Here is an 18,914-nt window from a genome sequence, read left to right on the forward strand (position 1 = left end):
AATTTTTTGTTTACAGCATAATTGAATTCAAATATAATAATCCAGCGAAATTCATATGTAATATTGCGTTCATATTCTATTCATAATTCTCATGTAACATGCTTTATATAAAGCAACTGACTGTTAGAAAGGAATGATGAACGTGTTAGCATCTGCTATTACATTTATTACAGCTGCACTCATTTTTTATACAATCGGAGTATGGAGTGAAAAATTTCAAAAGACATTAAAATTTTGGCATGTCATTATTTTCTGGCTTGGACTCGTATGTGATACGATCGGGACCACATTAATGGAGAAAATGGCAGAAGCAGGATCCCTGTTCAGCTTCCATGGAATAACAGGCTTATCAGCCATTTTACTTATGCTATTCCATGCTGTTTGGGCAACAATTGTGTTAATAAAAAAAGATACAAAAATGATGACAACATTCCACACACTAAGCGTTATCGTATGGTTCATTTGGCTAATTCCATATATTTCTGGACTTATATACGGAATGACAAATAGCTTTTAAATAAAGTTTCATTACCAAAAATCAACATTGCTAAAACTACCTTAGGAGGTATATGATGAAAAAGTTATATAATGCAGCATTCACTTATTTAATTATCGGTTTATTATCAGGTATATTCGCGAGAGAATATGCAAAAGTGCAAGGAATTCAAGGTACTACTCTACTGAACCTGTTGCACACACATGTGTTAGTTCTTGGATTTTTATTCTTCTTAATTGCCTTAGCCCTATCAAAATCATTTGCATTCCATGAAGCAAAAAGTTTTAACATGTGGTTCATCGTCTATAATATAGGATTGGTTTTAACAGTTGCTTCAATGGCGGCCCGTGGACTTCTTCAAATAAATGGAACCGATTTTAATGGATTAAGTCATATGGCAGGAATGTCTCATTCTATCATCGGTGTCGGTCTTGTTTGGTTTATGATTCTATTAAAAAAATCATACAAAGGATAAAAGGAGGTAAAACATGAACTTAGCTGTTCTATCAAGTATTATTGCTCTTTGTATGGCTGTTGGAATGATGTTTCTTCGCTTAAAATCAGCAAAAAAACCTATAACACTTAAAAAAATTATACTCCCGCCAATTTTTATGAGTACGGGAGCATCCATGTACTTCTTACCAGAATTTCGATTAACAACAACAGAAATTCTAGAAGCAGTTATCGTTGGTTTATTTTTCTCTATTTTTCTTATTAAAACGTCAAAATTTGAAATACGTGGAAAAGACATCTATTTAATACCTTCTAAAGCATTTATATTTATTTTAGTCGGTTTACTTGTTGTCCGTATTGCTTTCAAATCATATTTAAGTCAATCAATTGATTTAGGACAATTAAGCGGCATGTTCTTCTTACTCGCTTTTGCGATGATCGTCTCTTGGAGAATTGGGATGTACCGTTCGTTTATGAAATTGCAGCGGGAAATGCAGTTTGTAGGCAAAAGTCTTTAATCGAAAAAGCACATTTCTAATGTTGGATGCTGTTTCTGAGCTCTTACAAAATGATTCATTATAGCTTCTTGTTCAATTTTTTAGTTTTGTATGGATAAAATGTAAAAAAGTAGCGAGATAAGCGACTAAAAAAGCAGTACCACCGCTATAAAAATGTTGGTACTGCTATAATAGAGTGACAAATGTTATATTAATTAGAACGTACTTGCTACTTTAACAGCCTTTTCAAGCCCTGCAGCAATAATTTCTTCTGCTTTATCAGGGAACTAATTGTGACCTTCAATCACTACTTTCTCCATATCTTTTACACCAAAGAAGCTCATCATACTTGCTACATATTTAACAGCCATTTCCATTTGGGCTTTTGGTCCTTCAGAATATACACCACCACTTGCGTTTAACAATGCAATTTTCTTATTTCCAATAAGACCTACTGGACCTTCTGGCGTATATTTAAATGTTTTGCCCGCACGATTTAAGTAATCAATATATGTGTGTAGTATAGCTGGGATTGTCAAATTCCATAACGGGAAACCAAATACAACTTTATCAGCTGCAAGGAATTGCTCTAAATATTTATCAGCAACAGCTACAACCTTTGCTTCTTCTGTTGTTAAATCAAGTCCTCTACTAGCCTTAAATGTACCATTAATCATATCTACTCCTACATATGGCAATTCTTCCTTGTATAAATCAAGCTCTACTACTGTATCATTTGGATGTGATTCTTTGTAGCTCGCTAAAAAAGCCTCGTATAATTTTACACTAACTGATTGGTTTGCCGGGCGATTGTTTGCTTTTACAAATAAAACTGTTGTCATTCTCTGTTTCTCCTGTTACTTACTCTTACGTTGTTATATATTCACTAAAAACCGCGTTATATTGCCTTTACAATATCTTTTTAAAACTATACTCCATTTCTCCACCTAGCGCTTCAGCTGTATCACCAGTTTCTCTGAAATCATGTGTATGAATTTCTTCAAACGGCTCAAAATTTACTTGTTTATAAAATTCATAACAAGGGAATCCATCATGTGCACCTTCAATATGGACAGTGCCATCTTTTTTGACCTGTACGGTTAATAGGTAGTCAACGGGAGGTGCATATACATTTAATGGATTGCTAGCACTCGCACTCATTTGAAATTTGACGTCATCAGAATTCCATACAATATCAATGCACAAAATATTTTCTGTACTAGCTTTTCCTGTTCTTTTATTAACGGAACCATCTGAAGTTGTAACCCTTTCTGTGGTTATACCTGTATTTCCATATGTGAAAATTTCTTTTTTGTAAAAATCTACAACTACTTCTTGTTCAATTCTGGAACGCATAGCGTTTACAGCATAAGGTGTAAATTCACGTGAGTCACCTTCAAATTGGATCACATTGCCCGTTTGAATGTCCTTCTTAGGTTCAGTCCAAGACATTGGAATAAATACGCTTGCTCTAATTTTAACGATACTAGTCATGAGACACACCTCTGTAATTCTAATTTTTTTTGGGTAATACAGAAAAACCTTGAGCAAAACAAATCACAATTTCTTTCGCATATTCAATTGTTTTTTCTTTAATATTTTCTGCTTTTGATTTAAATAGTGACATTCTTCTGATTCATATTTATATCTAGATTATTATTTTAAAACTGTATTCCATTTCTCCAGCTAGTGCTGCTGGAGTGTCACCAGTTTTTCTGAAATCATGTGTATATATTAACTCAACTGGACCAAAATCTGTTTGCTTATAAAATTCATAGCAAGGGAACCCATCATGGGAACCTTCAATATGCGCAACACCACTTTTATTAACACGTATTGTTAATATTACATAGTATTTCAAAATGGACTCTTTTTATCTATCGTGGAATACGGGTTAACACGATATTTTTAATCAAACTTTATTTTAAATCCACAAATATAATAATGCTTCTCAATTATTCTTAAGGTTAAACTTTTCCTAATAGTAGAATTAACAAACTTATAAAAAAAGCAATTCGTGTTGCTTTGAAATAAAATTTGTTCAAAAACATCTTACAAAACTGTCACCTTTATGTAAGGTTATTAGATAGTTTAACTATTATTTCAATGTAATAATAAAAGTATAAGAAATGCATACATAAAAAAATATATTATACAGAGGTAACCATACGATGATTTTAAAACTAGCGTTTATACTTTTTGGAGTAATCTTAGTATTATGGGGTATATATAGTACGAAAAAATATGAATCATTTTTAGACAAACTCACTGGAATAGGACAGTTTTTAGGCGGAATTACATGCATAATTGCTGGGATTTTATCCTTTATAATGAAATAATTTATACATAAAAGGAGACCGAACTAGAAAACAATCTAGTTGAATCTTCTTTTTATTTTAAAATTATCTACACAGTTTTTTCAAATATCTTTAGATAAGTGAAAATCCTTGTCTATAAAGAAACCACAATTTTCTCATCTTCTACTTCATATTTTACTAAGCAATCATTTTCCATGACTAGTTCTTTGTCAACTAAGTTACCTGTGACACGATCAACTATTTTTTTATAAACTTTATTTTGTCTGTATACTTGGCCATCTACTTTTTTTGCAAAACGATGATCTTCTTCAATGATAGAATACTTATATGGAGGATACTGGGATGCCCTAATTTCTCCATAGATGTATTCTTCGTCAAGATGTAGATTGACTTGATAGGAAATATTTGAATTGTTTCTCAATTTGAGATCAATAATACCATTCATCAAAGTGGCGCCTGTTCCAAATGGAATCACACGTCCATAGTCAGGGAATGGATCGAAACTATGACGATATCTTTCCACTGTTTCCAACTCTGAATGAAGAAACATCCAGTAAAGAAGATTCCCTAACTGACAGAGACCACCGCCTATTCCCTTTATCGCTTCGCCATTCATTAGAATAATTCCTTCTTTATATCCAGCCTTTTCACTGGAATTACCAACAAGATGCCAAAATGAAAATGTTTCTCCCGGTTTAATTACAACCTGGTTTATTTTGCAGATGGCTAGCTTTAAATTGGTGATTTTGTTATACTGCAGCTGTATATCCGTATCACCTAACTTTCTAATAAGCAAAGATTTATGTTTATAAATCCTGTAAGGTAATGGATTTTGCTCAAATGTTTTTGAAAACTTATGACCTTCAAGACGGTCTCTTATTTTTTTAAACATCCTACGTTGTCTGATTCTAATAGGAATTAAAAGAGGAAACCTTTGTGTTAATAATTTTCTTGCCATTGAGAGTTGAGCTCCTTTATATATTATTCATCTATATATTGTATTCAAATTTACACCTTATTCATCATCACTAAGCAAATTGATATGTATTTCTTACTGTATTACCTTATAGTACATATAAAGGTTCTGGTGCAAAGATAAACTAAAAGAGAATATAGCGCATATATTTCTAGCGAGATCGTATTTTATGCTATAAGTCCACACACTTGGTGGATGAACTCTTTTTGATTTTGGACAGACTGATTCTGTAAATCTACTGTTTATTGAATAATTAAAATCTCTTATTGCGATATTAGGTATTTTTCTCTGAAGATGGAACTTAATTCACTCCAAACATCAAATTTATTACCATCTAAATCATAAAAAACAAAATTCTTTCCAGTGTGTCCTCTGTTTTCAATCTCTCCAACTTTTATTTCTTTTTTAATAAAATCACTATGGATTGATTCAAGTGCATTTAAACCATTAACTTCAAATGTTAAAGAGAAGCGCTCTTCACCGCAAAAACCGTGAAAATTTAAGCTTTGATTTTCTTGGGATTTAACCAGGAAAAAACTTTGGTTTGCAAAGTTAAGAATAGCCTTGTCTTCGTCTTTATAGCTTAACTCTGCACCTAGTTTGTTTACATACCATTTTGAAGAAAGTTCTACATTGGTAACAGTAATATAAATAGTTCCAACCCTCAATAATTTATCTTTCATTCTATTTTCTCCTTTCAGTAACTTAAATAACATTAATAAATATGTTCTCTTTTTATGTACCTATTGCCTTTGTAAATTCCATAATTTTCTTTATGATGTTTCGTTAGTTCAACAAACATGCTCCATTAAATGCTCCGATTGCGGAAGATTGTTTTCCAGTTAGTTTCTTTTCATGCATTAGTGGGAAAACAACCCTTTAATAAGAAACAGGTACTTTTCTTTCATTTTTTTCACTAACTTTAGAGTCTAGCGTTTTTGTTATTATGTAGTACAAAAATGTACCAGTTAATCCTAGAATAAGAAGCAATCCCCCCATATATATGGGACGAATCCACTCTCCAACGATGATCAACAACGAAGATACAATCATTGCTCCGTAGAAAGTCAAGCCATTAAAAGCCATATAGGTGCTACGAGCGTTAGGTGGTGCAAGTTCCCCTATCATCGCCTGTTTAATAGGAACATACATCAGTTCACCAATTGTTCCAATAAACATGGCAATAAAAAGAAACAACACGCTATTTGTAAAGGCAAAAATACTAAAGCATATAGAAAAGATCATCATTCCTGTAACTAGAGTCCAGCGATCACTCCACTTTTTAAATAAGAATAATACAACACTTGATAGGAGAACTACAAGAATTGTATTCTCCGTTCGGAGAAAACCCAGCATCTTTGTGCCATCAAGCATGAAATCTATTCCAAACAATGAAGCTGAATGATGGGGTATATCTTTTTCAAGACGAATCCCAATATAGTTTGTTAAAGACTGTTCCAAGGAAAAGATCAAGATCGCTCCGAAAATATAAAACATAAACAGCTTATCTTTTAAAACGTTTGAATAGGTTTGAAACATCTCTATTGATGAAAATTTTTTCTTATAATTAGAAGACGTAGATGAAGGTTCCGGTGTATAGGTTTCTGTGATGAAGAATATAGTTATGAATACAGATAACAAAGAGATGAGTGAAATCCCAATAAATAACTCAAACAAGTGGTTTTTAAAAAGAAATGCTCCAATGATTCCTCCAATAGCAGTTGATAAATTCCCCAGCCAGTAGCTAATTGTAAATACGAGCTTTCTCGATTCGGAATTAGTAACATCAATGATCATAGCTTGTGCTGCTGGCTGAAACATTCCTCCACAAAACATATTGATAATAAAGAATGCTACGGAAATATAAGGAAGGTTAAACCAAGGGGAATTACAAAGTGCTATAAACAGATACGAAAGCAATATACCAAGTTCAGAATAAATCATTATTTTTCTCCGACCTATTTTGTCTGAAACATGCCCCCCGATAAAACCTCCAATGACCCCACTAATCACAATTATTATAAGAATAATACCTGTTTCAGTAGCTCCAATTTTCTGAGCAAAATATATTGCCAGAAAAGGTATAACAGCCATGGAAATAAGGCTGCCTAGAAATTGCATAGCCAGGCGAAGTTTGATGTTGGGATGTATATCTCTCAATTTCATATAAATCACTCCTTATTTATTAGAGATAGGTCCAAATAATCTCAGGGCTTGTATCGTTATATCCTTCCACATCAAGTTTGTATATTCATCAATAAACGTTAAACGCATTCCGTTTAAGATGGATAAGTACGACTCGGCAACTAATGAAGGTGATTCTTCATAAAAGTAACCCAGCCTTTGCCCTGCTTCAATAACCGGATGAATACAGTCTATAAATACATTTACAAAATCGTTTAGTTCTTTAAAAAGCTTTGGAAATCGATCAGGTCTCGCAAGAACCTGCTGAATTAGACGTAGGTATTCACTTTTCATTGAAAAGAGTTGTACATGGCAATCTATCATTTCCTTCACAACTTCAAGAGGCTCACCTTTAAAGTGTTCTTCTATCTCAATAAAATATGGTTTGATTTCCTCCAATGGCTCCAAAATCGCTGATTCATAAAGTGCTTCTTTTGAATCAAAATACGTAAATACAGTACCAAAGCTAACTCCTGCTTCTTTTGCTATTTCGGCAACTTTTGTCTCTGCAAAACCATTCTCACTATATAATTTAATTGCGGCGTTTAGGATAGTAGATCTTTTTCTTTTCTTTTTTTCATCATTAGTAAGTCTAGGTTCCATTTAGATGCTCCTTTCATAATAAATGATTGATTAATCAATCGAATTTTATTGTAATTTGTTTCCATTGTCAATATGATGAAGGAATTTATTTTCATATTTTTACATTTAGTTATATTCGAACTTCGCAAACGAATAAATTTAGCTCAAAAGTCGTTATTCTATTAAATGGCCCTTTAACAGAACAACTCTATGTCACTCAATAATTCCTTAATCCACCTTTTATTCAGATGTTCTTTTTCTTTTAGTCATAAAAACACCCCTTTAGATAAAAATATCCAAAAGGGTAAAGCTTCGCATCTTTTTTATAAACATCGCGACTTTATTTCAAATCAACATCATATAATATCTTTCATTGTAAATCTTTGAACTCCTACAAAAGTAAATATAATAACAAATAAGCAACTTAACACATAAAAGCTACTAAATTGAAAGAAAGTCTGCAAGCCTTCTAGATGAATAGGGTCCATTGCTAATCCTGGTTGCGAAAATGGCCATATATACCCGATATTTAAGTAATGAAATATCATTCCTATACATGTAAAACCAAAACTCATTCCAACTGGAACAGCAAAACTTTTTATAGAAGATGAGAGAAATAATTGTACTGCAGCAATTGAAAATGTACCAATCCATCCATTGAATGACCAATTTAATAATGAAATCCAAGGAATAGGACTTGTAATACCTAGTAGCTTACCAATTACAATATAAGCAATTAAAAAAAATACTTGTGTCAATAAAGTTAACATAAAGATTACTAATAACTTTGCCATGTACACATATCGAAATGGAATTGGTAAAGAGATGATTTTTTTCCAATTTCCCTCGCTATGTTCAAAGCGGCATACAAATGCACAATAAATACTTACTACGACAGGAAATAAAAATAATCCATAAATTAATCCAACTTGTGTCCAAGCTTTCTCCCACTCATTTGTTGAGACTTTCATTAAGACATCATAGTTTACTTGAAAATTTATGAGTCCAAGCGCAATACAAATAAGCGGAATGAATGTCATTACAATCCATATTTTTGAACGTTTTAATTTTAATAATTCGCATCGAAATGAGCTTAATAACATATCTTCATCCTCCTAATGAATATCTTTGTGCGCAAAATGAACAGTGCTAAGAACGATAAATAATAAACTAACTCCTAAACTTAACAAAAGATTCATCATGACTCCTTCATTTGGGAAATACACTATTTTCCCATTGGAAAAAGCCCAAGAAATTGGATTTGTCAGAGATGAATATGTCCAAATTATCCATGTTTTCCAAGGAAACATCTGCCCGCAATACCCAAGAAATGAGCCGATTACACCTGCCGTTAAAGAAAATACTTGATTTTTCACTACCAAAGATATCCAGAGTTGCAAAATAACCATAGGAATACATCCTATAATGGTAAAACAACCATATTTCAGTAATAATATCACCGGAATTCCACCATCAAAATTAAAGATTTTTCCCATTAATATAATTACAGAAATAGAAATTACACCTGCGTATACAAGAAAAAAGAGGCTAAAGATAATTTTGGTTATATATACTAGCTTCCTAGATGTGGGAATTGCACACAATGGCTTCCAGGTGTTCCCCTTATTTTCAAAATCAATTATTCGAGATGTAATTGTCGCAATCATTATAGGTAAAAATAATGCATTTATCATACTTACTCTTGAAAGAAGCGACTCCCAATTTAGAAATTCCTTTTTGTCTTGTGACACAATAGCAAATAACCAAAGTAATGCTAAAGACTGTATCAAAAATACTACTAAAAATAATTTCTTTCTTTTTAATTTCAATAATTCACTTCTTAAGGCAGCAATCATTATAAAACACCACCTTTTTCTGTTAGGCTTAGAAATATTTCTTCCAACGTATGCTTCTCTTCTTCAATTCGATACACTGATAAATTCTGCTGTACTAATAAATGATTTATGTGAGAAATAAGATGATCTTCCTGTTGATGCGTAACTAGACAATTACCTTCAATTCTAAGATGAATTTGATGCTGTTCTAAAATTTGATGAGCCTTTACTACATCATTTACGCGTATTTTCATTGATGCCTGACTTTTTTTGCGTAACACTTCAATTTTATCTTGAAAAATAAGCTGTCCACTATTAATAATGCCCACTTGCGTTGCAATTTGATCCATCTCATTTAACAAATGACTAGAAATAACAACTGTCATATCATATTGCTTTGGCAGTTGTTTGATGAGTTCACGAATTTCTTGAATCCCGGCAGGGTCTAATCCGTTTGTGGGTTCATCTAAAATTAACAATTTTGGATTTCCAAGTAGCGCCATTGCTATGCCAAGGCGTTGCTTCATTCCAAGTGAGTATTGTTTAACTAGTTTATCTTTTTGTTTCTCTAATCGAACGATACGCAATACCTCATCAATATTCTTTTTTGGTACTTGTAACATTTGCCGAATTACTTCTAGGTTTTCATGACCTGTTAAATGTCCATAATAAGATGGCGATTCAACAAGAGAGCCAACCTCTCTTAAAATATCTATTCGATTTGTTTTTAAATCTCGATTGAATACTTTAATATTACCTGTAGTCGGTTTTATTAATCCCAGTAGCATTCTAATTGTCGTTGTTTTCCCAGCCCCATTTGGGCCTAGAAATCCATAAATTTCACCTTTACCGACTTTCATTTGTAATTGACTCACACTATTTACAGCTCCATATGCCTTTGTCAAATCTTCTGTCTCAACGATATATATTCCCATTATTGGCACCTCTTTTTCTTGATTAAGCTATCATTTATTATGAAAGTTCTTGCTTAATCTTGAATTGAGCTGACCTTAAGTTTAGCTTAATTTTCTAACGGAAGCTGAAATGTAATTTTTGTACCGTTTCCTTTGCTGCTTTCAACTACAATTTCTCCACCGTGAGCTACGATGATTTCTTTTACAATCGCCATTCCTAAACCTGAACCACTTTTTGGATCTGTATTTGTACCACGGAAATATCGATCAAAAATGTGTGGTAAATCATTTTTATGTATTCCGTCACCATTGTCTTCAATCGTAAATACGGTATATCTAGATGTTTGTTTTATGCGAACTTGTATTAATGTTTCAACATCAGTATGAATGAGCGCATTATTCAATAAATTTACTATCACACGTTGAATTAATCCCTGATCTGCTTTTATAATTAGTTCCTTCTTAAGACATTCAAACTCAATTAATCGATTCTCATAATGAGGCATATTCATAAATTCAATAATCGTTTCTCGGGTGAGATTCACAATATCTACTGTATTTTTATGGATAGGTAACAACGCATTCTTCAATTGATATGTAAGTTTTAAATCATTAATCAATTTTTCAATATAAATTGATTTATTTTGAATGACTTCTGCATATTGGTACATTTCTTGCATATTGATTTTATACTCGCGATTCCCTATAATTTCACTATAACCTTTAATAGAAGAAAGTGGTGTCTTTAAATCATGAGAGATGTTTATAATCCATTCTGCTCGCATCGTATCTAGCCTTTTTCTTTGGAGATTAATATCCTTTAGTTGATGCGATAACTGATTCAAAGTTATATATACCTCTGCATATATTCCTTTTTCTTCCGGTACTTGTTCATATTGTCCTTGTTTTAAATTATTAATATGTTCAATTATCGTGACAACAGGTTTTGACATATACCTTGCCACAATGTAAGCAAATAATAAAATACAAACTACTGTTACTCCTATTAACATTAAAATCCCATATGGATAGAAGCTAGATAAATTATTGAAGTTCAAATAGACAAACTTTCGCAATGCTTGGTTTGATGGAAAAGCGACAATATAACTTTCTACTTGTGTACTTTTATCTAACTTACCCACAAACGTTGTATCCCCCCCAATATCGTACTTATAGCGTAAAATCAAATCACTAGGGGTATAATGAGTTGGTGTATTTTTAGGCTTATACATTTGAAATACTTCATCACTATTACGATTTAATACTTGTAACCATGCTCCATGTTCTTGCAAAAAATTTTTTCCTTTATTTGTTATAGAAATACTTCCATTTTCTACTGTGATTTCTTTTTGAAAAGCTAATACTGAGCCCTCTGGATCGTCCATTCCCTCACGGTTATAAGTAAATACTAAATAACTAAAAGCAAAAAATTGAACGATTAGGATAAACATAATTAATCCTATTAATGAGGTAATATATAGTCTCGTGACCTTCCACTTCATCTTGCATCACCTTTTGTATTAAGTTTATATCCGAGTCCCCTTACTGTTACAAGGTAATGAGGGTTGGAAGGATTATCCTCTATTTTTTCTCTTAAATGTCTCATATGTACCATCATAATATTGTCATTACCCAGATATGTTTCTCCCCAGACAGCTTCATATAAGCGGGCCTTACTAAAAATTTGATTTGGGTTTTTTATTAAAAATAGTAATATATTAAATTCTTTTGCTGTTAAAGATAGTAATGTATCACCCTTTAACACTGTTCCTTGTGCCTCATCTATCCTAATGTCTCCAAACTGATACATAATCCGAGCCTTTTCTTGATATTGATTGCGTCGAAAAAATGCTTTCATCTTATATGCTACTTCTTTCGGACTAAAAGGCTTTGTAATGTAATCATCGCCACCTATACTTAATCCAAGTATTTTATCTAAATCTTCATTTTTCGCCGATAAGAAAAATATTGGAACGAATGTAAACTGTCGAATTTGCTGACAAACACTATATCCATCTAAATCTGGAAGCATAATATCTAATATGATAAGATCTGGCTGTACTCGCTTACACATGCGTATTCCTTCTTCTCCTGTTGTATAAGTATAAATATGTTGAAACCCCTCTTTCTTTAAAACTGTTTCTAACAAATTTAAAATCTCTTTTTCATCATCTACTATAAGGATTTTTTTTGTATAAACATCTGGAATATTATGTATCATCTATTGCACCTCAATATCTTTCTATATAGTTTAAAATTAAATAGTGAACAGTATTACCTTAATTATTAATGTATCATTTCCATTCTACAGTAAAATAGTAATTTAAAAGTTTTCTTACTGATTTTAGAGGAAGATTATCATTTTTTCGATATGATTGCTTTTATTTTTTAATTTTATTATGAAAATTTTAAGTTAAACACGGGTCACCTAATACAACACAATTTATAAGAAGTGATCATTTGTTTATGCAACATAATTTACATGAGAGGAGGCAAATACATGGATGTGGCAAAACAGTTTTCTTCCTGTCTAAAACAGGAGAAAAAAAGTGAGCACACGGTTGTGTTGCAAAGTTACCCAAAACATAGAGAATCTAGAGTTGCATCGTTAAATGGTTATGCAACCATTAATAATTCCTGTAATTCGTTATACACCGAAAAGGCGGAGCCTATTTGAAGACTTCGCCTTTGTTTGTATAGGGCATGAATGGTTTCAATTCCTTTTATTGTAAGAGAAGCATGCCGGAGAGTTTGAAATCCCGATCACCTAGCAAAACGACGTTTCACATGTCGGTGGTCTTGTTCTATACGATTATTCATATGTTTAACGGTACAATGAACGGTGCTTTTGTAAAATCCTTTCTCCTTTAACTTTTCAAATGCATAAAGTAACGCTGGCGCAATAAATTTTGACTATATATTTAGTCAAAATTTATTGCGCCCATTCTAAATACCTATTTATCTCTTTGTTTCCAAACACCGTTTCTTTTATAATATACATGATTCTCATTCATAAAATTAGCGGTATTACTAGGAATGGCAAACTTCTTATTTGTGCTTTTTCTCTTTTTCCTTTTCTTTTTTCTTTTCTCTTCTTTAATAGTTTGTAAATCTGCTTTCCACTGTTTTAAAAGTTTTTTTCCCTCCATAGCTTCACAAATTACCCCTTCAAAAAACCAATTATTAACTTTATTACTGATAAATTCTTTATTTTCATTGGAATTCCTTTTTATTTATTCATTTATTTATTTATATTAATTTAGTTTTTTAAGTTGAAGAGAAAATCGTTAAATAATTCCTCTTTTATAAAATATTAGAGGTAACATGTTGGAAGCCCTAAAGGATTCTTTCTATAAAAAATATATGAATTTTATGATTTATAATTACTAAATTTTTCTTATTTAGGCACGATATAATTAGAAAGTGAATAAATAAATTTAAGGTGTAGTTGCTATGAAACAATTAGCAAAGTATCTTTATTGGATCTAAAATAAAAATTTCACAGCAATTACCTGGAATTTAATTGTAATTCGATATTTTCAGGGGTTTGAAAGTAAACTAATATTGAAAAGTTTACTTTCGTTTTTAGGAACAATTATTTTTTTAGCTACCCCTTTAATGTTTACTTCTTTCATTAGCCTCGATGAAATGATTAAAAATTCTTATAATTCTATATATACTTTTATTATCTTGAGAAAAGGGAGATAAGCCTATGTTAACGAGCATTGCAGTAGATGTTTTAAAAAAACTAAAGAAACAAAAAAACGTCGCAAGGGTACAGTAAAATAACCCTTACTGCATACCCCTGCGTATTAATTGGGGGATATTAATTTGATTAAGCAATATAGTAAAAGATTTTTAACAGGTAATAAAGTCACTCTACGAAAAATAACAAAAGAGGATTACGGAAACTACTATAACATTGAAGATGTAATGGAGAGCCGGTTATTAATGAATGATGGAATACCATTTCCTCCTACTGAGAGTGACCATGAAAAATTTCTTAATGAAATAAGTTCTGATAAAGAAGATTACATGTTTGGTATTGAACTTAAAGATGAAAAAATCTTTATTGGGACAATAGCTGTTTACTTAGTGAACTGGAAAAATGGTACTTGTCACGTTGGCGTTTCAATAGGTCCTGAATATCAAGGGAAAGGTTATGGAACTGATTCAATGCAAATACTGGTTGACTTTATTTTCAATTATATGAATGTAAATAAAGTCAAGCTCCAAGTGTTTAGTTACAACAAAAGAGCTATCGCTTCTTATGAAAAATGCGGATTTTCCGTAGAAGAGAATTTAAAAGAAGAATTATTTAGGTTCGGTAGTTACCATGACATTCATATTATGGGGTTACTTAGAAAAGATTTGGAAAACGAGAAAGCTTAAATGATACTTCAAAAGGCAGACCAGTAAAATGGTCTGCCTTTTATATGTTTTATCGAACGAACGCTTCAATAAAACAAGATAAGGAGCTCCTAATTATCTTCTTCGATACGATAGAATAGCTTGTTCCACGACTTGTGCTTTTAGGAATCAAGCTCGATTGTACCTTAGCGTACGAAATTCGCGTTTTGTTGGTGCTACCCCATGGCTATCAAGCTAAGAAAATACAACTCCCCCAGAACGAGATTTTGTCCTAATTTGTAATAAAAGAGCTCATTTTTTCGTTTTGGGGTGGATTTGTTTTCTTAAGTTGATGGATGTGTGTGGTAGGCCCCCTACATGGAATCCTACTGTCTTTGTTTTAATTCAGAAATTTCTAAATTAACTTTCTTTTTATTTAAAATTGTAATACAATTGAGTTAAATAAATTTAACTGGTTAAAAAAAGGATGATGCATAATGAAACAAAAAGCCATTTCCATTATCGAAACATATGAACAATTAAAAGTAATAAGCGATCCATTACGTACAAAAATGCTTATATACTTAGTCGAAAAGCCATATACAGGTCATCAACTTGCTCAGCTTTTAAATCTTTCTCGCGCAAAAATACTCTATCACCTCCGCGAACTAGAAAAACACAACATCATTCAATTAGTAAAAAAAGAAGAACAGGGAGGGAATATTTTAAAGTACTATCAGGCTGTTTCGCGTGGCTTTATTCCTGCAAATCACTTACTTCACTACATTGAATCGCAACAGGCAACAAGACAATCCTATTTAGAAGTATTACATCGTGCACAAACAAGAGTATTAACTGCTCCAGATACCTCATTCGATTTAACATCTTCCCATGTTGAAGATTGGCCAAGTATCTCGATGCAAACAGAATTCTCATTAACAGAAGAACAATTTATAAAGTTTTTAAATCAGTATAGAAACCTTGTTAAAGAAACTTTAGCAGCTTCCACAGAAACTGATACTAATAAAAACTTTTATGTTACAATCACAGGTTTTGAAATTGATCAACTGCTCTTTAACGAAGATTTATAATTCATTATTTGTGGGGAGGAATATTCTTTGAGTGAGCCGTTTATATCACAACAAGTTCAACCTAAGTATACAAGCATGTCATTATTTAAAAATCGTGCATTCTTATTTCTTTGGTTATCTAGTACCTCTTCTTTTCTTGCTCTTTCAACCTACCTATTTGCAGAGCAATGGTATGTTATTCGATCTTTAGGTCAGGAATCAGCACTTGGGATTGTCATGATGGTAACTCTAATCCCGCGAGTCCTCCTAATGACTGTTGGAGGTGTATGGGCAGATCGCTTTAAACGTTCAAAAATTATGTTGGTTTCTAGCTTCACGCGTTTTTTACTGGTTTTTGTAATGATTACTTTATTACATTTACATCTATTAAATTTATGGTCGTTACTGTTTTTTGCACTACTATTTGGAATTCTGGATGCTTTCTTTTCACCAGCGAATCAGTCTCTTCTTCCTCTTCTAGTCCCAAAAGAGATGTTAACTCGATCTAATTCCTTTATTCAAACTTCCAATCAAGTTGCAATGTTTGCCGGACCAATGATAGGCGGCTGGATTATTACAGTTAGTTCTTTCTCGGTTTTATTTCTCTTCGTTGCTTGCTTTTTATTAATTACATCCGCTTTCACTTTATGTATTAAAGAAAAAAATTCTTCACCGTCATCTAAGCAAGCATCTACCAGACAAGAGCTATTAGAAGGTTTTCAATATGTATGGAACATGCCTTTTTTAAAATCTATACTTTTTATTTTAATGACAATAAACGTCCTCTTCTTTGGCCCTTTACTTATGGGAATTCCATTATTAGCGAGCGAGGTATTACATGGAAAGGCAGTTGAGGTAAGTTTTTTACAAAGCTCTTATCAAGGAGGAATGCTAGGAGGCGCTTTATTGATTGGGCTTTTAAATATTAGGAAAAATAGAGGTCTTTCTATTCTAATACTTATTTCTTTTCTTGGTATTTTTCTTTCTCTCCTTGGTCAAATGTATGTTTTATGGCAAGGAATCCTTTTACTTGTGATGATGGGTTTCATGTCTTCTATGATTAATGTACCACTGTTGTCTATTATTCAAGAAAACAGTGAAACAGATAAGCTAGGGAGAGTTATGAGTTTCGTAAATGCCTCTTCGAACGGTTTAGTTCCGCTATCTTATGCTTTTGTATCTATATACTTAACATTTGGCACTTCTATATCTAACATTCTACTATGTTGTGGCCTACTCATAACTATCTTATCCATTCTTTTTATAACAAAATATAAAATTGTACGTGATACAAATTAACTAAACAGTGCAGTATTTCTAGAAATTAAATGTTGGTTCAGGTTAAGCAGGTGGAGCGATGCTATTTATAAATGTACTAAAAATTTTTTCCGTATTGGGTGTACAGAGGTATCTTATTTTTATTGGAAATAAGTATATTATTCGGTATTAGCATATTGATTTTTAATACAATACATTAAAACTAAAAAATTCATTGTTCCCCAAAACAAAATACCCCATAAAATGAAAAAATACGCTATTCTTTCTGTAGAATCATAGGAAAGGATGGCGTTTTGTATGTCTATTTCTGTATCTGATGAATTACAACTATTTGGTCAAGAACTTCAAAGCTTTTTATCCCCACATATCTTAAGAGATCTTGCTAGAGATGTTGGTTTTGTACAACGAACTAGTAAGTACCAAGCAAAAGATTTAGTCGCTTTATGTGTATGGATGAGCCAAAATGTTGCTACGACTTCTTTAACTCAGTTATCTAGCTGTTTAGAAGCATCAACAGAAGTGCTCATCAGTCCTGAGGGACTGAATCAACGATTTAATAAATCAGCCGTCCAATTTTTACAACACATATTAGCTGAACTACTAAACCAAAAATTGACCTCATCTATGCCGATTTCTTCTCCATATACTTCTGTTTTCAAGCGTATTCGTATTTTAGATTCAACTGCATTTCAACTTCCAGATCCTTTTTCATTCGTTTATCCAGGTGCAGGAGGATGCAGCCATACAGCGGGAGTAAAGATTCAGCTTGAGTATGATTTATTAAGTGGACAGTTCCTTCATATTCATACAGGTCCAGGTAAACAACATGATCGAACCTACGGTTCCTTGTGTGTCCCAACTGCAACAGCGAATGATTTATGTATCCGAGATTTAGGTTATTTTCATTTGAAAGATCTTCAACATATACAAGAGAAAAAGGCTTATTATATTTCACGTATCAAATCGAATACACGTATTTATCAAAAAAATCCTAACCCTGATTATTTTCAAGATGGCAGAATCAAGAAAGGTACAGAGTATATCCAGATAGATATGGAGGTTTTAATGAACTCTCTTCAACCAGGACAAACATGTGAAATATCCAACGCTTATGTAGGAATGACTGATAAAGTCCCAACTCGTGTGATTGTTCATCGACTAACAAAAGAACAGCAACAAAAACGATTACAAGATCAAACTGTAAAAGAAAAAAAGAAAGGAATGAAGTATTCCGCTCGTAGTAAACGACTTAGCGGTATCAATGTATATATGACAAATACTCCTACAGATATTGTCCCAATGGGACAAGTGCATGATTGGTATTCTTTACGTTGGCAAATCGAGATTTTATTTAAAACATGGAAATCATTCTTTCATATTCATCATTGTAAAAAGATAAAACGAGAACGATTGGAATGCCATTTGTATGGGCAATTGATTGCCATTCTGCTCTGTTCTTCTACCATGTTTCAAATGCGGCAATTACTTCTTATGAAAAAGAAACGAGAACTGAGTGAATATAAGGCCATATATATGATTAAAGATTACTTTCTTCTTCTTTTCCAAGCTATACAGAAAGACACCCAAGAGCTATCAAAGATTCTAATTCGCCTGTTCAACCTCCTACAGCAAAACGGGAGAAAATCTCATCGATATGAGAAGAAAACAGTCTTTGATATATTAGGTGTCGTTTACAATTGTACCATGTCTGATAATCAAGCGGCTTAATTTAAAAAAATGAAACCCGTTAGGGTTTATTTCGTATGCAAATCTTTAAATTTACTACACGTAGCCTTTAGAAAAAAGAAGCAACCTCTACTATGATTGACGTTTTATGAGCTTAGCTTGATAGCGATGTGGTGCTACCCCATGCCCATCAACTTAAGAAGATGAATAACCCCAAAAACGAAAAAATGCACTATCATAGACAACTGTAGCAAGATAGATTTTTCACTTTTTAA

19 protein-coding genes and 3 pseudogenes are annotated in these 18,914 nt (G+C 32.3%); 8 read left to right on the forward strand and 14 right to left on the reverse strand.

Annotation, left to right across the window (positions count from 1 at the left end; genetic code table 11):
• Positions 1-142: 142 nt before the first annotated feature.
• From NSQ40_RS18500 to NSQ40_RS18510, 3 genes are read left to right on the forward strand one after another with little or no spacing between them, the layout of a single operon-like run.
• Positions 143-517: an HsmA family protein gene (locus tag NSQ40_RS18500; protein WP_018782224.1), complete on the forward strand. Its 375-nt coding sequence runs from the start codon at positions 143-145 to the stop codon at positions 515-517.
• Between the two features lie 55 nt (positions 518-572).
• Positions 573-971 (forward strand): DUF2871 domain-containing protein, encoded by a 399-nt coding sequence (locus tag NSQ40_RS18505; protein ID WP_033796343.1) that lies wholly within the window; start codon positions 573-575, stop codon positions 969-971.
• A 13-nt stretch (positions 972-984) separates the two neighbouring features.
• The gene (locus NSQ40_RS18510; protein WP_003199351.1) at positions 985-1,467 is read left to right on the forward strand and encodes a CcdC family protein; all 483 of its coding nucleotides are present in this window, start codon (positions 985-987) and stop codon (positions 1,465-1,467) included.
• A 194-nt stretch (positions 1,468-1,661) separates the two neighbouring features.
• Here the strand turns inward: NSQ40_RS18510 and NSQ40_RS18515 are convergent.
• The 12 genes and pseudogenes from NSQ40_RS18515 to NSQ40_RS18570 all read right to left on the reverse strand — a co-directional run bounded on the left by NSQ40_RS18515 (position 1,662) and on the right by NSQ40_RS18570 (position 12,476).
• Positions 1,662-2,288: pseudogene (locus NSQ40_RS18515) on the reverse strand (FMN-dependent NADH-azoreductase).
• A gap of 67 nt (positions 2,289-2,355) precedes the next feature.
• Positions 2,356-2,940, reverse strand: coding sequence for a DUF3238 domain-containing protein (locus tag NSQ40_RS18520; RefSeq protein ID WP_003199348.1), 585 nt, complete (start codon positions 2,938-2,940; stop codon positions 2,356-2,358).
• Between the two features lie 154 nt (positions 2,941-3,094).
• Positions 3,095-3,292: pseudogene (locus tag NSQ40_RS18525) on the reverse strand (DUF3238 domain-containing protein); the annotation flags it as partial.
• 605 nt (positions 3,293-3,897) lie between these two features.
• A complete protein-coding gene (locus NSQ40_RS18530; protein WP_033796342.1) occupies positions 3,898-4,722 on the reverse strand; it encodes a VanW family protein in 825 nt (274 codons plus the stop codon).
• A gap of 281 nt (positions 4,723-5,003) precedes the next feature.
• Positions 5,004-5,423, reverse strand: coding sequence for a VOC family protein (locus NSQ40_RS18535; RefSeq protein WP_033796341.1), 420 nt, complete (start codon positions 5,421-5,423; stop codon positions 5,004-5,006).
• Between the two features lie 196 nt (positions 5,424-5,619).
• Positions 5,620-6,906 (reverse strand): MFS transporter, encoded by a 1,287-nt coding sequence (locus NSQ40_RS18540; protein ID WP_097787332.1) that lies wholly within the window; start codon positions 6,904-6,906, stop codon positions 5,620-5,622.
• 12 nt (positions 6,907-6,918) lie between these two features.
• Entirely contained in the window at positions 6,919-7,527 is a 609-nt protein-coding gene (locus tag NSQ40_RS18545) for a TetR/AcrR family transcriptional regulator (protein ID WP_003199336.1), read from the reverse strand.
• 335 nt (positions 7,528-7,862) lie between these two features.
• Complete coding sequence (locus NSQ40_RS18550) at positions 7,863-8,609, reverse strand: ABC transporter permease (protein ID WP_003199334.1); 747 nt, start codon at positions 8,607-8,609, stop codon at positions 7,863-7,865.
• Positions 8,610-8,621: 12 nt separating this feature from the next.
• Positions 8,622-9,362, reverse strand: coding sequence for an ABC transporter permease (locus tag NSQ40_RS18555; RefSeq protein WP_341286139.1), 741 nt, complete (start codon positions 9,360-9,362; stop codon positions 8,622-8,624).
• A complete protein-coding gene (locus NSQ40_RS18560) occupies positions 9,362-10,276 on the reverse strand; it encodes an ABC transporter ATP-binding protein (RefSeq protein ID WP_003199331.1) in 915 nt (304 codons plus the stop codon). The genes NSQ40_RS18555 and NSQ40_RS18560 overlap by 1 nt, the downstream gene beginning before the upstream one ends.
• Before the next feature lie 86 nt (positions 10,277-10,362).
• Positions 10,363-11,757, reverse strand: a complete 1,395-nt coding sequence (locus tag NSQ40_RS18565) for a sensor histidine kinase (protein WP_097787333.1) — start codon at positions 11,755-11,757, stop codon at positions 10,363-10,365.
• Positions 11,754-12,476: a response regulator transcription factor gene (locus NSQ40_RS18570; RefSeq protein WP_258248253.1), complete on the reverse strand. Its 723-nt coding sequence runs from the start codon at positions 12,474-12,476 to the stop codon at positions 11,754-11,756. Before NSQ40_RS18570 ends, NSQ40_RS18565 begins: the two co-directional genes overlap by 4 nt.
• A 279-nt stretch (positions 12,477-12,755) precedes the next feature.
• Between NSQ40_RS18570 and NSQ40_RS18575 the strand changes: the two genes are divergently transcribed.
• Positions 12,756-12,932, forward strand: a complete 177-nt coding sequence (locus tag NSQ40_RS18575) for a hypothetical protein (protein WP_258248252.1) — start codon at positions 12,756-12,758, stop codon at positions 12,930-12,932.
• On the opposite strand, the pseudogene NSQ40_RS18580 reads toward NSQ40_RS18575, so the two are convergent.
• Both NSQ40_RS18580 and NSQ40_RS18585 read right to left on the reverse strand, forming a co-directional pair.
• Positions 12,872-13,156, reverse strand: a pseudogene (locus NSQ40_RS18580) (DDE-type integrase/transposase/recombinase); the annotation flags it as partial. The gene NSQ40_RS18575 and the pseudogene NSQ40_RS18580 overlap by 61 nt on opposite strands.
• Positions 13,157-13,209: 53 nt before the next feature.
• Positions 13,210-13,404, reverse strand: coding sequence for a hypothetical protein (locus NSQ40_RS18585; RefSeq protein WP_003199325.1), 195 nt, complete (start codon positions 13,402-13,404; stop codon positions 13,210-13,212).
• Positions 13,405-14,086: 682 nt separating this feature from the next.
• Here NSQ40_RS18585 and NSQ40_RS18590 point away from each other — a divergent pair.
• The 4 genes from NSQ40_RS18590 to NSQ40_RS18605 all read left to right on the forward strand — a co-directional run bounded on the left by NSQ40_RS18590 (position 14,087) and on the right by NSQ40_RS18605 (position 18,681).
• On the forward strand, positions 14,087-14,647 hold the full coding sequence (locus NSQ40_RS18590) for a GNAT family N-acetyltransferase (RefSeq protein ID WP_341286140.1): 561 nt from the start codon (positions 14,087-14,089) through the stop codon (positions 14,645-14,647).
• A 455-nt stretch (positions 14,648-15,102) separates the two neighbouring features.
• Complete coding sequence (locus NSQ40_RS18595; RefSeq protein ID WP_002203041.1) at positions 15,103-15,696, forward strand: ArsR/SmtB family transcription factor; 594 nt, start codon at positions 15,103-15,105, stop codon at positions 15,694-15,696.
• Between the two features lie 27 nt (positions 15,697-15,723).
• Positions 15,724-16,974, forward strand: a complete 1,251-nt coding sequence (locus NSQ40_RS18600) for an MFS transporter (protein ID WP_258248250.1) — start codon at positions 15,724-15,726, stop codon at positions 16,972-16,974.
• A 276-nt stretch (positions 16,975-17,250) separates the two neighbouring features.
• A complete protein-coding gene (locus NSQ40_RS18605; RefSeq protein ID WP_258248249.1) occupies positions 17,251-18,681 on the forward strand; it encodes an IS4 family transposase in 1,431 nt (476 codons plus the stop codon).
• Positions 18,682-18,914 lie beyond the last annotated feature (233 nt).

The organism is Bacillus sp. FSL K6-6038, from assembly GCF_038050455.1.
Classification (GTDB): Bacteria; Bacillota; Bacilli; order Bacillales; family Bacillaceae_G; genus Bacillus_A; species Bacillus_A pseudomycoides.

What these genes read in the sequence shown, in the direction of transcription:
- NSQ40_RS18595 (WP_002203041.1), top strand. Translation starts at nt 15,103, where the DNA reads ATGAAACAAAAAGCCATTTCCATTATCGAAACATATGAACAATTAAAA.
- NSQ40_RS18570 (WP_258248253.1), bottom strand. Translation starts at nt 12,476, where the DNA reads ATGATACATAATATTCCAGATGTTTATACAAAAAAAATCCTTATAGTA.
- NSQ40_RS18535 (WP_033796341.1), bottom strand. Translation starts at nt 5,423, where the DNA reads ATGAAAGATAAATTATTGAGGGTTGGAACTATTTATATTACTGTTACC.
- NSQ40_RS18605 (WP_258248249.1), top strand. Translation starts at nt 17,251, where the DNA reads ATGTCTATTTCTGTATCTGATGAATTACAACTATTTGGTCAAGAACTT.
- NSQ40_RS18540 (WP_097787332.1), bottom strand. Translation starts at nt 6,906, where the DNA reads ATGAAATTGAGAGATATACATCCCAACATCAAACTTCGCCTGGCTATG.
- NSQ40_RS18505 (WP_033796343.1), top strand. Translation starts at nt 573, where the DNA reads ATGAAAAAGTTATATAATGCAGCATTCACTTATTTAATTATCGGTTTA.
- NSQ40_RS18520 (WP_003199348.1), bottom strand. Translation starts at nt 2,940, where the DNA reads ATGACTAGTATCGTTAAAATTAGAGCAAGCGTATTTATTCCAATGTCT.
- NSQ40_RS18575 (WP_258248252.1), top strand. Translation starts at nt 12,756, where the DNA reads ATGGATGTGGCAAAACAGTTTTCTTCCTGTCTAAAACAGGAGAAAAAA.
- NSQ40_RS18560 (WP_003199331.1), bottom strand. Translation starts at nt 10,276, where the DNA reads ATGGGAATATATATCGTTGAGACAGAAGATTTGACAAAGGCATATGGA.
- NSQ40_RS18550 (WP_003199334.1), bottom strand. Translation starts at nt 8,609, where the DNA reads ATGTTATTAAGCTCATTTCGATGCGAATTATTAAAATTAAAACGTTCA.
- NSQ40_RS18565 (WP_097787333.1), bottom strand. Translation starts at nt 11,757, where the DNA reads ATGAAGTGGAAGGTCACGAGACTATATATTACCTCATTAATAGGATTA.
- NSQ40_RS18555 (WP_341286139.1), bottom strand. Translation starts at nt 9,362, where the DNA reads ATGATTGCTGCCTTAAGAAGTGAATTATTGAAATTAAAAAGAAAGAAA.
- NSQ40_RS18585 (WP_003199325.1), bottom strand. Translation starts at nt 13,404, where the DNA reads ATGGAGGGAAAAAAACTTTTAAAACAGTGGAAAGCAGATTTACAAACT.
- NSQ40_RS18510 (WP_003199351.1), top strand. Translation starts at nt 985, where the DNA reads ATGAACTTAGCTGTTCTATCAAGTATTATTGCTCTTTGTATGGCTGTT.
- NSQ40_RS18530 (WP_033796342.1), bottom strand. Translation starts at nt 4,722, where the DNA reads ATGGCAAGAAAATTATTAACACAAAGGTTTCCTCTTTTAATTCCTATT.
- NSQ40_RS18545 (WP_003199336.1), bottom strand. Translation starts at nt 7,527, where the DNA reads ATGGAACCTAGACTTACTAATGATGAAAAAAAGAAAAGAAAAAGATCT.